Consider the following 11,449-nt stretch of genomic DNA (forward strand, 5'->3'; position numbering starts at 1 on the left):
GACCGCGGCATCCAGATAATGGTCGCATTGGCGAAGGGGAAAGCAAATCCGCTCGTCCGCCGGCGCGCATGGCCGGGCGGGGCGGGCGCTGGTAGGACGGGGCATGGGCGAGGTTCGGGACGCGGCGCGCACGCGCGCGAAGATCTTGACGGCCGCGCGCGACGAGTTCGCCGCGCGGGGTTTCGCCGGCGCGCGGGTGGAGTCGATCGCCAAGCGGGCGGGGCTGACCAAGCAACTGATCTATCATTACTTTCCCAGCAAGGAAGCGCTCTTCGAGGAGACGCTGCAGGCCAAGTATCAGCGGCGCAGGACCCGCCAGGACGACGAGACCGGGCCGGGCGAGCTGTTCCGCCAGCGGTTCCGCTACGCCTGCGAGGACACGATCTGGATGCGGCTGATGACCTGGGAGGCGGCAGAGCACCGCGAGACCGGCCGCATCATCGGCGAGGACACGCGGCGGGCCTCGGTCAAGCGGCTGGGCGACATGGTGGCCGAGCGCCAGGCGCGCGGCGACCTTCCCGCCGACCTTCCCGCCGAGATGATCGAGCTGGCGATCTACGCCCTGTCGATCTACCCGATCGCCTTTTCGCAGACGACCGAGATGGTCACCGGCCGCCCGCCGGAGGACCCCGAGTTCCAGGCCGAGTGGAGCGCCTTCCTGGAGGTCCTGGCCCGGCGGCTGGCGAAATCATAACTTACCACTTGTAAAGTTATGGCGGGGCGGTAGTCTGGGGACGTTCAATCCCCAGATCATCGGAGTCGCCCATGCCAAACGACGGGCGCGTAGAGCTTCGCCTCACCCTCAACGGCGAGCCGCGGGACCTTGCGGTCCGGCCGTTCGACACCCTGCTGGACGTCCTGCGCGACCAGCTCGGCCTGACCGGCGTGAAGAAGGGCTGCGACATGGGCGCCTGCGGCGCCTGCACGGTCCTGGCCGACGGGCGGCGCATCAAGGCCTGCCTGGCGTTGGCGGCGTCCTATGAGGGCCGGGCGATCACCACCATCGAGGGGATCGGCAGCCCCGAGGCGCTGCATCCGCTGCAGGCGGCCTTCGTGCGCCATGACGCCCTGCAGTGCGGCTACTGCACGCCGGGCCAGATCCTGTCGGGCCTGGCGCTGATCGAGGAGGGCGTGGCCGACCGCGACGCCATCCGCGAGGGGATGAGCGGCAACCTCTGCCGCTGCGGGGCCCATCCGGCCATCGTCGAGGCGATCGCCGAGGCGGCGGGCCTATGAGCGGGGCGGCGTTCGACTATCTGCGCGCGGGCGACGTGGGCCAGGCCCTGGCGGCCGGCGCCAGGCCCGGCGCGGCCTATCTCGCCGGGGGCACCGACCTGATGCCCCTGTGGAAGGCGCGGGCCGAGGCGCCTGGGCTGGTGGTGGACATCTCGCGCCTGCCGCTGGCCGGGATCGGCGTGGGGGACGAGGGGGTCCTGCGGCTCGGCGCGTTGGCGCGCCTGAGCGACGTGGCGGCCGACCCGGCGGTGGCCGGGCGCTGGCCGCTGGCGGTCGAGGCGATCAGGGCCAGCGCCTCGGGCCAGGTGCGCAACATGGGCACCGTCGGCGGGGTGCTGATGCAACGCACCCGCTGCGCCTATTTCCGCAACGACGCCCTGGCCTGCAACAAGCGCGCGCCGGGCTCCGGCTGCGGCGCGCGGGCCGGCGAGAACCGGGGCCATGCGATCTTCGGGGCCAGCGCCGCCTGCTGCGCGACGCACCCCTCCGACCTGGCCGTCGCGCTGGTCGCCCTGGACGCGGAGATCGAGGCGGCGGGCCGGGGCGGGACGCGGCGCATCGCGGCGGGCGAGCTGCACCGCCTGCCCGAAGCGACGCCCGAGGCCGACACGGTGCTGGAGCTGGGCGAGCTGATCACCGCCGTGGAGGTTCCGCCCTGCCCCGGGACGCGCTCGACCTATCTGAAGGTGCGCGACCGGGCCTCCTTTGAGTTCGCGGTGGTCTCGGTCGCCGCGGTGCTGCGCGTGCAGGACGGGCGGATCGCCCATGCGCGGCTCGTCGCCGGCGGCGTCGCGCCCAAGCCCTGGCGGCTCGCGCCGAGCGAGGCGGCGCTGCTGGGCAAGGCGCCGACGGAGGACGCCTTCGCCGAGGCTGCCGCCCTGGCGGTCGAAGGCGCCGAGCCCCTGGCGCACAACGGCTTCAAGATCGAGTTGCTCAGCCGCGCGGTCCGGCGCGCGCTGCAAACCGTGGGAGCGCCGGCATGAGCCTGATGGAAAGCCCCCGCCGCCTGGAGGCGGCGCTGAAGGCCACCGGCGCGGTGCTCTACGAGGCCGAGACGCCGATGGCGGGGATGCTGCACGCCGCCCTGGTGGAGGCGCCGATCGCCAGGGGCCGGGTGGTGGCGATGGACGCGGAGCCCGCGCGAACGTCGCCGGGCTTCGCCGACTTCGTCTCCTACGCCGAGGCCGGGGCGCTGAAGCCCTCGGGCAATATCCGCCTGATCCAGGAGCCCGAGATCCATTTCGCCGGCCAGCCGGCGGGCCTCGTGGCCGCCGAGAGCCTGCACGAGGCCGAAGCCTGCGCCCGGGCCGTGCGGCTGGAGCTGGCGGCCGAGCCGGCGGTCACGGCGATCGGCCAGGCGCTTCAGACGGCCTTCGCCCCCGAGCTGGTCGGACGGTTCCCCGCCGCCACCCGGCGCGGCGATCCCGAGGCGGCCCTGGCGGGCGCGCATCTGACCGTGCGCCAGCGCTACGAGACCGCGGTGAACAACCACCATCCGATGGAGCCGCATTCGGTGGTCTGCGCCTGGGACGGCGACAAGGTGGTGGCGCACACCGGCACCCAGGCGATCTTCGCCACCCAGCGGGTGATCGCCCACGCCTTTCAGATTCCGGTCGAGAACGTGCGGGTGGTCTCGCGCTACATGGGCGGCGGCTTCGGCTGCAAGGGGCCGCTCTGGTGGCCCTGGATGATGTGGGCGATCCTGGCCTCGCGCCGCACGGGCCGGCCGGTGCGCCTGGAGCTCAGCCGCGCCCAGCTCTTCCGCCTGGTGGGCCGCCGCCAGGAGACCGTGCAGGACTTGGCGCTGGGCTTCGACGCCGAGGGCCGGCTCACGGCCATCGACCACCAGGTGCTGGCCCAAACCGCCACCCATGGCGACTACAGCGACTCCACCGCCCGGATCTCGCGCTGGCTCTATAGCTGCCCGAACGTGGCGACGGGCCACCGGCTGGTGCGCACCAACGAGCCCCTGCCGATCCCGATGCGCGCGCCGGGCGTGGCGCCGGGGCTGTTCGCGATGGAATCGGCGCTGGACGAGGCGGCCGACGCGCTGGGGATCGATCCGGTGGAGCTGCGCGTGCGCAACTACGCCGACCACGACGAGGACGCGGGCAAGCCCTGGTCCAGCAACGGGCTTGTTGAGTGCTACCGGGTGGGCGCTGAGCGGTTCGGCTGGGCGCGGCGGCCGGCGGCGGGCGCGGCGCGCGACGGGCGCTGGCGGATCGGCTGGGGCATGGCCAGCTCGGTCTACGGCGTGCACCACCAGCCCTGCCGCGTGAAGGTGCGGATCGAGGCCGACGCGGGCCTCCTGGTGCAATGCGGCACCCAGGACTTCGGCCAGGGCGCCTACACCGCCATCGGTCAGCTCGCCGCCGAGGGGCTGGGCGTGTCCATGGAGAAGGTGCGCGTGGAGCTGGGCGACACCGACCTGCCGGAAGGGCCCTACACGGGCGGCTCGATGGTGACGGCGAGCTTCACGCCGCCGACGGAAGCGGCGGTGCGGACCCTGCGCGCGCGCATCGCCGAACTGGCCGCCGCCGACAACGCCTCGCCGCTGGCGGGGGCGGACGCCGACGACCTGGTGTTCGAGGCGGGGCTCGTCAGGAGCCGTTCGCGCAACGCCGCCGAGAGCCTTTCCGAGCTGATGGCCCGCCTGGCGCCCGAGGGGCTGGAGGCCGAGGGGGCGGCGGCCGTGCCGGACGACAGCGGCTTCAGCGCCAACGCCTACGGCGCGGTGTTCGTCGAGGTGGGCGTCGACGCCGAGCTCGGCGAAGTGCGCGTGCGGCGGGTGACCGGCGCCTTCGCCGCCGGGCGCATCCTCAATCCGCTGCTGGCGCGGAGCCAGCACGTCGGCGGGCTGATCGGCGGCATCGGCATGGCGCTGCACGAGGAGGTGGCCACCGACCGGCCGAGCGGACAGATCGTCGGCGACAGCTTCGCCGACTACCTCATCCCGGTGCACGCCGACATGCCGGACTTCGACATCGCCCTGGTCGACGAAGAGGACGAGCTGCTGCCCGGCGGCATCAAGGGCATTGGCATGCTCGGTACGGCCGGCGTGCAGGCGGCCATCGCCAACGCCGTCTTCCACGCGGTGGGCCGGCGGGTGCGCCGCCTGCCCATCCGCATCGAGGACGTGATCGGCGCGCGGTGAGGGGGAGGCCCTAGGCCTCCGCCTTCTCCCGGCGGCCCATGCCCAGCTTGGCGTACTCCTCCTTCAGCTCCGCCAGCTCGTCGGCGTAGCGGGCCTGGGCGTCCTCGCGCAGCTTGGGGATGTGGTAGCTGGGGAAGAGGTCGTTGTCGGGGCGGTAGTCCTTCAGCACCTGCTTGGCCAGGGTGACCTTGTGCACCTCGGTGGGGCCGTCGGCGATGCCCATGACCAGGCTGGAGGTGACCATGTGCATGAACGGCATCTCGTTGGAGACGCCGAGCGCGCCGTGCAGGTGGGCGGCCTTGGTGGCCACGTCGTTGTAGACCTTGGGCATGGCCACCTTGATGGCGGCGATGTCCTTGCGCACCTTGTTGTAGTCCTTGTGCTTGTCGATCAGCCAGGCGGTGCGCAGGACCAGGAGGCGGAACTGCTCCACCGCGATCCAGGAATCTGCGATCTGCTCCTGCACCATCTGCAGGTCGGCGAGCCGGCCGTCGCGGGTGGTGCGCGAGACCGCCCGGCGGCACATCAGGTCGAGCGCGTGCTTGCAGGCGCCGACGGTGCGCATGGCGTGGTGCACGCGCCCGCCGCCCAGGCGCACCTGGGCGATGACGAAGGCCTGGCCGCGGTCGCCGAGCAGGGCCTCGGGGCCGACCCGCACGTTGTTGTAGCGGACATAGCCCTCGTTGCCGCCGCCGACCTCGCCGCCGCCGCCGACGGCCACGTTGCGGATGATCTCCACCCCGGGGGTCTCGGTGGGCACCAGGAAGATCGACGTGCGGCGGTAGGGGTCCTTCGCGTCGGGATCGGTGATGGCGTAGACCACCAGGAGCTTGGAATAGCGGGCGTTGGTGGAGAACCACTTCTCGCCGTTGATGATCCAGTCGTCGCCGTCCTTCACCGCATGAGTCTTGAAGGTCAGCGGGTCTGAGCCGCCGGTGGGCTCGGACATGGAGAACGCCGAGCGGATCTCGCCGTTCAGCAGCGGCCACAGCCAGCGCTCCTTCTGCGCCTCGGTGCCGTAGTGGGCGATGATCTCGGCGTTGCCGGTGTCGGGCGCCTGGCAGCCGAACACGGTGGGGGCCAGGCTGTTGCGGCCGAGCTTCTCGTTCATCAGGCCGAGCTTGAGCTGGCCGTAGCCCTGGCCGCCGAGCTCGGGGCCCAGGTGGCAGGCCCACAGCCCCTGTTCCTTCACCTTGGCTTGCAGCGGCTTGATGAACTTCTCGCGGCCCACGCGGCCGTGCACCGCCAGGCCCAGGTGCGAAAGGGGTTCGACCTCCTCGCGCATGAAGTCCTCGATCCAGTCCAGCTTCTTCTGGAACTCGGGGTCGGTTTCAAAATCCCAGGCCATTGTCCAATCCTCCCGCAGTCGATCGCCGCTTCAAATTCGAAAATTCGGTATGTGCGCGCCCGCCGAAATCCACGGATGCACGCTGGATTTCAAGTATCGGACTTGGGCCGGTTCTATGCAACGCCCTGCTGGAGGGCTCAGAACGCCCCGTGGCGGCCGACGCCCTCGGCGAAGCGGGTCGCGCCGTCGCGGGACTCGCCGCTCTGCAAGGTCTGGCGGCCCAGGCGGTATTCCAGGGCGAGCACCGCGTCGTGTTCCAGCGACCACTGGGCGAGCGCCACGGCGCGGTCGTGGCGCATGCACGTCTGCGGGAAGGCGCTGAGCTGCTCGGCCAGCTCCAGGGCCGCCTCCAGCGCCTGGCCCGAGGGGACGACGCGATTGGCGAGGCCCATGGCGTGGGCTTCCTCGGCGCCGACCGCCCGGCCGGTGAGGATCATGTCCATGGCCCGCGACTGGCCGATCAGGCGCGGCAGGCGCACCGCGCCCAGGTCGATCAGCGGCACGCCGAAGCGGCGGCAGAAGACGCCGAACACCGCATCGGCGCCGGCCACCCGCAGGTCGCACCAGCACGCCACCTCCAGCCCGCCGGCCACGGCGTGGCCCTCGACCGCGGCGATCACCGGCTTGGAGAGCTCCAGCCGCGTGCAGCCCATGGGGCCGAGGTCGCCCGTCGGGTGGAAGGGATTGCCCTGGCCGGCGCTGACCGCGTGCAGATCGGCGCCGGCGCAGAAATAGCCGCCCTGGCCCTGCAGCACCGCCACGTCCAGCGCCTCGTCGGCGTCGAACGCCTTGAACGCGTCGTACAGCGCCTGGGCCGTGGCCGCGTCGACGGCGTTGCGCCGGTGCGGCCGCTCGATGGTGACGACGGCCGTGCGGCCGCGCACCTCGACGCTGACGTCCGCCATGGCGCTCAGGTCTTCACGAACGGCAGGGCGCCCGTGGCCTTGCCGTCGATCGCCAGCAGGGCGTTGGCGACGGCCGGGCCGATCACCGGGGTGCCCGGCTCGCCCACGCCGCTGGGGGCGTTGGCGGAGGGCTGGATATAGGTCTCCACCCGGGGCGCCTCGTTGTGGCGCAGCACGCGGTAGGTGTCGAAGTTGGCCTGTTCGACCACGCCGTCCTTCAGGGTGATCGCCCCGTAGAGCGCCGCCGACAGGCCATAGCAGGTCCCGCCTTCCATCTGGGCGGCGATCTGGTCCGGCGAGATCGCCACGCCGCAGTCGATGGCGGTGACCACGCGGCCGACCTTGGGCTCGCCGTTCTCCATCTTGACCTCGGCGACCTGGGCCACGACCGAGTTGAAGCTTTCGTGCACCGCCACGCCGCGGGTCCAGCCCTCGGGGGCGGGCGTCGTCCAGCCGGCCTTGTCGGCCGCCAGGTTCAGCACCGCAAGGTGGCGGTTGGCGCCGGCGCGGGCGTAGAGCGTGCGGCGGTAGTCCACCGGGTCCTTGCCGGCCTTGCGGGCGAGCTGGTCGATGGTGTGCTCCATGGCGAAGGCGGTGTGGGTGGCCCCCACCGAGCGCCACCAGAGCACCGGCACGCCGGTGTCGGGCAGGATCGCCTGGGCGTCGACGTTGGGCGTGGCCTTCAGATAGGGCGAGCCCTTGCAGCCCTCGACCGCGGTCTCGTCCAGGCCCTTCTGCGGCATGGGCGAGCCCTTCATCAGCGACTGGGTGACGATGCGGTGGCGCCAGCTCGCCGGATAGCCGTCGGCGTCCAGCACCACGCGCACGGCGTGGTGGGCGATGGGCCGGTAGTAGCCGGCCTGCATGTCGTCCTCGCGGGTCCAGACCAGCTTCACCGGCTTGCCGCCGCCGACCTTCTTGGCGATGTGCACGCACTCGGCGGCGTAGTCGGACTGGAAGTTGGCGCGCCGGCCGAAGGAGCCGCCGGCGAACAGGGTGTCGATCTGGACCGAGCCGGGCAGGGTGAAGACGATCTTGGCGGTGTTGAGCTGGTCGACCGTCGGGATCTGCGAGCCGAAGGTCAGCTTGGCCTGGTTGCCCTTGACCTCGGCCACGCAGTTCATCGGCTCCATGGTGGCGTGGGCCAGGAACGGGAAGTCGTAGGTCGTCTCGAACACCTTGTCGCCGGTGCTGGCGTCGTCCACCTGGCCCTGGGTCTCGAAGGATTCCCACTTGAGCTTGTCGGTCAGGCCCTTGCCGGCGACGAGGTCCTTGTACATGGCCAGGATCTGGTCGGAGCCGCGCTTTTCGGCCTTGGAGTCGCCCCACTCCACCTTCACCGCGTCGCGGCCGGACTTGGCCGCCCAGGTGTTCTTGGCCACCACGGCGACGCCGGTGGGGATCTCGAAGACGTCGACCACGCCGGGCACGGCCTTGGCCTCGGTCGCGTCGAACGACTTCACCTTGCCGCCGAACAGGGGCGCGTGGGCCACCATGGCCACCAGCATGCCCGGCGCCTGGACGTCCTGGGTGAAGCGGGCCGTCCCGTCGCTCTTGACCTGGCCGTCCTTGCGGCGGACCCGGTCGGTGCCGATCAGCGTGAACTTGTCAGGGCTCTTCAGCGTGGGCGATTCCGGCGGCTTGACCTTGGCCGCGTCGGCCAGGAGCTCGCCGAAGCCGGCCGATTTGCCGCTGGCGGCGTGGCTGACCACGCTGTCCTTCACCGCGATCTCGCCAGCCGGGACGCTCCACTTGGAGGCGGCGGCCTGGACGAACATGGCCCGCGCCGCCGCGCCGGCCTTGCGAAGCTGGCCCCAGGAGTTGGCGATGGCGGTGGAGCCGCCGGTGCCCTGCACGCCCATCAGGGTGTTGGCGTAGACCTTGGCGTTGGCCGGCGCCTGTTCGACCGAGACCTTGGACCAGTCGGCGTCGAGCTCCTCGGCGACGATGGCGGCCAGGCCCGCGTGATTGCCCTGGCCGAATTCGATGTGCTTGGAGATCACCGTCACCGCCCCGTCGGGGGCGATCTTGATGAACGGGCCGAAGGCGCCGAAGTCGTCCTTGGCGCCGATGCTGAGCACGTCGGCGGGCGAGCAGCCGACCAGCAGCGCGCCGCCGGCCAGGGTGGCGCCGACCACCACTTCGCGGCGGGTCGAGCCGAGGCGGGAGGGGTTCACTGGAGCGTTCATGGCGTCCTCCCGATCAGGCCGAGGCGGCCGGTGCGGCCGGGGCCGAGGCGGCGCCCGCCGCCTCCTTGATGGCCGCGCGAATGCGCTGGTAGGTCCCGCAGCGACAGATGTTGCCGCTCATCGCCGCGTCGATGTCCTCGTCGGAGGGGTTCGGATTGCTGGCGAGCAGGGCCGTGGCCGACATGATCTGGCCCGACTGGCAGTAGCCGCACTGCGGCACGTCCAGCTTCACCCAGGCCTGCTGCAGCGGCGACTGGCCCCCGAGGCTTTCGATGGTGGTGATCTTCACGCCCGAGGCCACTTCCAGCGGCGTGGAGCAGGAGCGGATCGGCTGGCCGTCGGCCAGCACCGTGCAGGCGCCGCACTGGGCGATGCCGCAGCCGAACTTGGTGCCGGTCAGGCCCAGCTCGTCGCGCAGGACCCACAGGAGCGGCGTGTCCGGCGGCGCGTCCACCGACACCGACTTGCCGTTCACATCAAGCGTCGTGGCCATGGATCGCACCCTCCCAGTTCGTCTTGGAATGCATCTTAACAGCGTTCAGAGCCGACGGTAACGCGAGCTGCAATGGCGGTCCAGCCTGCAACCGGCTAGGCTTGATCCGACAAAGGAGTAAGCCATGCGCCGCCGTCTTGTTCCCCTGGTCGCCGTCGCCGCGGGCCTCGCCTCGGGGCCGGCCCTCGCTGCAGATGGGGGCAAGCTGTTCGCCCTGCAATGCAAGTCGTGCCACGGCGCGGCGAGCACCCTGATGGGCCCGGCGCTGAACGGCGTGACGGGGGCCAAGATCGCCGTCCGCGGCGACTACAAGTTCTCCGAGGCGCTGAAGGCCAAGGGCGGGACCTGGACGGCCAAGTCGCTGGACGCCTACCTGGCCAATCCGCAGGGGTTCGCCCCGGGCGGGCGCATGAAGACGGGCGTCGCCGACCCGGCCGCGCGCCAGGCGATCGTCGCCTATCTGGAAACCCTGAAGTGAGCCGCGCCGCCGGGCGGCCGGGCCCGTCGCAGGGACGCTGAGCGCCGATGGACGCGTTTCCGGCCTTCTTCCCGCTCGCCGGGCGCAAGGTGGTGGTCGCGGGGCAGGGCGAGGCCGCCGAGGCCAAGGCGCGCCTGTTCGAGGGCTCCCCGGCCGTGGTGGTGCGCCTGGAGGGACCGCAGGCCTTCCTGGCGGGCGCCTATGCGGGCGCGGTGCTGGCGTTCGTGGCCAGCGAGGACGAGCTCTTCGCCCAGGCCGCCGCGCGGGCGGCGCGGGCCGCGCACGTGCCGGTGAACGTCGTCGACCGGCCGCAGATGTGCGACTTCACCACCCCGGCGGTGATCGACCGGGGCGAGGTGGTGGCCGCGATCGGCACCGGCGGCGCCTCGCCGATGCTGGCGACCCTCCTGCGCCATGACATCGAAGCCCGCGTGCCCGAGGGCGCGGGACGGGTGGCGGCGCTGCTGCGCCGGCTGCAGGACGAGGTGCGCGCGGCCCTGCCGGACCTGGCCCGGCGCCGCGCCTTCCTGCGCGCCCAACTTTCCGGACCGGCGGCCGAGGCGGCCATGGCCGGCGACGCCGAGGGGGCCGCCGACCTGCTGCGCCAGGCCCTGGCGAAGGCGGAGGCCGGCGGCGGACGGGTGCAGTTCGTGGCGGGCCGCGGGCCCGTGGACCTCCTGACCCTGAAGGCCGTGCGCGCGCTCGCCGCGGCCGACGTGCTGGCGCCGGACGCCGACGCCGACCCGCAGATCCTGGCCCTGGCCCGGCGCGACGCCGAACGGCTCGCGCCCGAGCAGGCCGGCCCCGAGGCGCTGGCCGCCCTGGCCCGCGCCGGCCGCGCGGTGGTGCGGGTGGTGGTCCATCCGGCCGATCCGGAAGCCCTGCGCGTCCTCGCCCAGGCCGGGGTCGAGGTCGAGGTCCTGCCGACGGCGGCCGGATGATGGCCGCGCTCGGACCCGAGGACCTGGGCGCGATCCTGCTGTCGCTGAAGGTGGCCGCCGCGGCGACCCTGGCGGGCGCGCCGATCGCGCTCGCCACGGCCCTGGCCCAGGCGCGCGGGCGCTTTCCCCTGCGCGTGGCCCTGGACGCCCTGGTCACCCTGCCGCTGGTGCTGCCGCCGGTGGCGACCGGTTATGTGCTGCTGCTGTTGTTCGGCAAGCGCGGGCCGGTCGGCGCGCTGCTGGAGAAGGCGGGGATCGTCTTCGCCTTCAACTGGACCGGCGCGGCCCTGGCGGCCGGCGTGATGGCCTTTCCGCTGATGGTGCGGCCCATGCGCCTGGCGATCGAGGCGGTGGACCGCGAGGTGGACGAGGCGGCCCTGACGCTGGGCGCGTCGCCGCTCACCCGGTTCACCCGCGTGACCCTGCCGCTGGCCGCGCCCGGCGTGGCGGCCGGCGCGATCCTGGGCTTCGCCAAGGCGCTCGGCGAATTCGGCGCGACCATCACCTTCGTCGCGGCGATCCCCGGCGAGACCCTGACCCTGCCGGCGGCGATCTACGGGGCGGTGCAGACCCCGGGCGGCGAGGCGCGCGCGGCGGCCCTGTGCGGGGTGGCGGCGGTGATCGCCGTCGGCGCGGTGCTGGTGTCCGACGCCGTGAGCCGGCTGGCGGCGCGGGCCGCGCGCGGGGCCGGTGGATAATTTTATC

Annotated in this window: 11 protein-coding genes; 7 read left to right on the forward strand and 4 right to left on the reverse strand. The window is 72.5% G+C overall.

Features of this window, described 5'->3' with window-relative positions:
• Nucleotides 1-103: 103 nt before the first annotated feature.
• The 4 genes from ACE3TA_RS12080 to ACE3TA_RS12095 all read left to right on the forward strand — a co-directional run bounded on the left by ACE3TA_RS12080 (nucleotide 104) and on the right by ACE3TA_RS12095 (nucleotide 4,390).
• The gene (locus ACE3TA_RS12080; protein WP_374573950.1) at nucleotides 104-694 is read left to right on the forward strand and encodes a TetR/AcrR family transcriptional regulator; all 591 of its coding nucleotides are present in this window, start codon (nucleotides 104-106) and stop codon (nucleotides 692-694) included.
• Nucleotides 695-765: 71 nt separating this feature from the next.
• A complete protein-coding gene (locus ACE3TA_RS12085; protein ID WP_374573952.1) occupies nucleotides 766-1,236 on the forward strand; it encodes a (2Fe-2S)-binding protein in 471 nt (156 codons plus the stop codon).
• Entirely contained in the window at nucleotides 1,233-2,219 is a 987-nt protein-coding gene (locus ACE3TA_RS12090) for a xanthine dehydrogenase family protein subunit M (protein WP_374573954.1), read from the forward strand. The genes ACE3TA_RS12085 and ACE3TA_RS12090 overlap by 4 nt, the downstream gene beginning before the upstream one ends.
• The gene (locus ACE3TA_RS12095) at nucleotides 2,216-4,390 is read left to right on the forward strand and encodes a xanthine dehydrogenase family protein molybdopterin-binding subunit (RefSeq protein ID WP_374573956.1); all 2,175 of its coding nucleotides are present in this window, start codon (nucleotides 2,216-2,218) and stop codon (nucleotides 4,388-4,390) included. Before ACE3TA_RS12090 ends, ACE3TA_RS12095 begins: the two co-directional genes overlap by 4 nt.
• Before the next feature lie 10 nt (nucleotides 4,391-4,400).
• Here ACE3TA_RS12095 and ACE3TA_RS12100 read toward each other — a convergent pair whose 3' ends face one another.
• From ACE3TA_RS12100 to ACE3TA_RS12115, 4 genes are all read right to left on the reverse strand, one after another.
• Nucleotides 4,401-5,738, reverse strand: coding sequence for an acyl-CoA dehydrogenase family protein (locus ACE3TA_RS12100; RefSeq protein WP_374573958.1), 1,338 nt, complete (start codon nucleotides 5,736-5,738; stop codon nucleotides 4,401-4,403).
• A 137-nt stretch (nucleotides 5,739-5,875) separates the two neighbouring features.
• Nucleotides 5,876-6,643 (reverse strand): crotonase/enoyl-CoA hydratase family protein, encoded by a 768-nt coding sequence (locus tag ACE3TA_RS12105; protein WP_374573960.1) that lies wholly within the window; start codon nucleotides 6,641-6,643, stop codon nucleotides 5,876-5,878.
• A 5-nt stretch (nucleotides 6,644-6,648) separates the two neighbouring features.
• Nucleotides 6,649-8,832: a molybdopterin cofactor-binding domain-containing protein gene (locus ACE3TA_RS12110; RefSeq protein ID WP_374573962.1), complete on the reverse strand. Its 2,184-nt coding sequence runs from the start codon at nucleotides 8,830-8,832 to the stop codon at nucleotides 6,649-6,651.
• A 13-nt stretch (nucleotides 8,833-8,845) separates the two neighbouring features.
• On the reverse strand, nucleotides 8,846-9,325 hold the full coding sequence (locus tag ACE3TA_RS12115) for a (2Fe-2S)-binding protein (RefSeq protein ID WP_374573964.1): 480 nt from the start codon (nucleotides 9,323-9,325) through the stop codon (nucleotides 8,846-8,848).
• Nucleotides 9,326-9,449: 124 nt separating this feature from the next.
• Here ACE3TA_RS12115 and ACE3TA_RS12120 point away from each other — a divergent pair, with 124 nt between their 5' ends.
• From ACE3TA_RS12120 to modB, 3 genes are read left to right on the forward strand one after another with little or no spacing between them, the layout of a single operon-like run.
• Nucleotides 9,450-9,803 (forward strand): c-type cytochrome, encoded by a 354-nt coding sequence (locus ACE3TA_RS12120; RefSeq protein WP_374573966.1) that lies wholly within the window; start codon nucleotides 9,450-9,452, stop codon nucleotides 9,801-9,803.
• A gap of 47 nt (nucleotides 9,804-9,850) precedes the next feature.
• Nucleotides 9,851-10,744 carry an NAD(P)-dependent oxidoreductase gene (locus ACE3TA_RS12125; RefSeq protein WP_374573968.1) on the forward strand — a complete coding sequence of 298 codons (894 nt, stop codon included), beginning with the start codon at nucleotides 9,851-9,853 and terminating at the stop codon, nucleotides 10,742-10,744.
• Nucleotides 10,744-11,442: a molybdate ABC transporter permease subunit gene (gene modB / locus ACE3TA_RS12130; protein ID WP_374573970.1), complete on the forward strand. Its 699-nt coding sequence runs from the start codon at nucleotides 10,744-10,746 to the stop codon at nucleotides 11,440-11,442. Before ACE3TA_RS12125 ends, modB begins: the two co-directional genes overlap by 1 nt.
• Nucleotides 11,443-11,449 lie beyond the last annotated feature (7 nt).

Source organism: Phenylobacterium sp., assembly GCF_041916435.1.
Classification (GTDB): Bacteria; Pseudomonadota; Alphaproteobacteria; order Caulobacterales; family Caulobacteraceae; genus Phenylobacterium.

Bases quoted from the DNA above. Each gene is read 5' to 3' on its own strand.
- ACE3TA_RS12125 (WP_374573968.1), top strand. From the start codon at position 9,851: ATGGACGCGTTTCCGGCCTTCTTCCCGCTCGCCGGGCGCAAGGTGGTG.
- ACE3TA_RS12085 (WP_374573952.1), top strand. From the start codon at position 766: ATGCCAAACGACGGGCGCGTAGAGCTTCGCCTCACCCTCAACGGCGAG.
- ACE3TA_RS12120 (WP_374573966.1), top strand. From the start codon at position 9,450: ATGCGCCGCCGTCTTGTTCCCCTGGTCGCCGTCGCCGCGGGCCTCGCC.
- modB (WP_374573970.1), top strand. From the start codon at position 10,744: ATGGCCGCGCTCGGACCCGAGGACCTGGGCGCGATCCTGCTGTCGCTG.
- ACE3TA_RS12090 (WP_374573954.1), top strand. From the start codon at position 1,233: ATGAGCGGGGCGGCGTTCGACTATCTGCGCGCGGGCGACGTGGGCCAG.
- ACE3TA_RS12110 (WP_374573962.1), bottom strand. From the start codon at position 8,832: ATGAACGCTCCAGTGAACCCCTCCCGCCTCGGCTCGACCCGCCGCGAA.
- ACE3TA_RS12100 (WP_374573958.1), bottom strand. From the start codon at position 5,738: ATGGCCTGGGATTTTGAAACCGACCCCGAGTTCCAGAAGAAGCTGGAC.
- ACE3TA_RS12115 (WP_374573964.1), bottom strand. From the start codon at position 9,325: ATGGCCACGACGCTTGATGTGAACGGCAAGTCGGTGTCGGTGGACGCG.
- ACE3TA_RS12080 (WP_374573950.1), top strand. From the start codon at position 104: ATGGGCGAGGTTCGGGACGCGGCGCGCACGCGCGCGAAGATCTTGACG.
- ACE3TA_RS12105 (WP_374573960.1), bottom strand. From the start codon at position 6,643: ATGGCGGACGTCAGCGTCGAGGTGCGCGGCCGCACGGCCGTCGTCACC.
- ACE3TA_RS12095 (WP_374573956.1), top strand. From the start codon at position 2,216: ATGAGCCTGATGGAAAGCCCCCGCCGCCTGGAGGCGGCGCTGAAGGCC.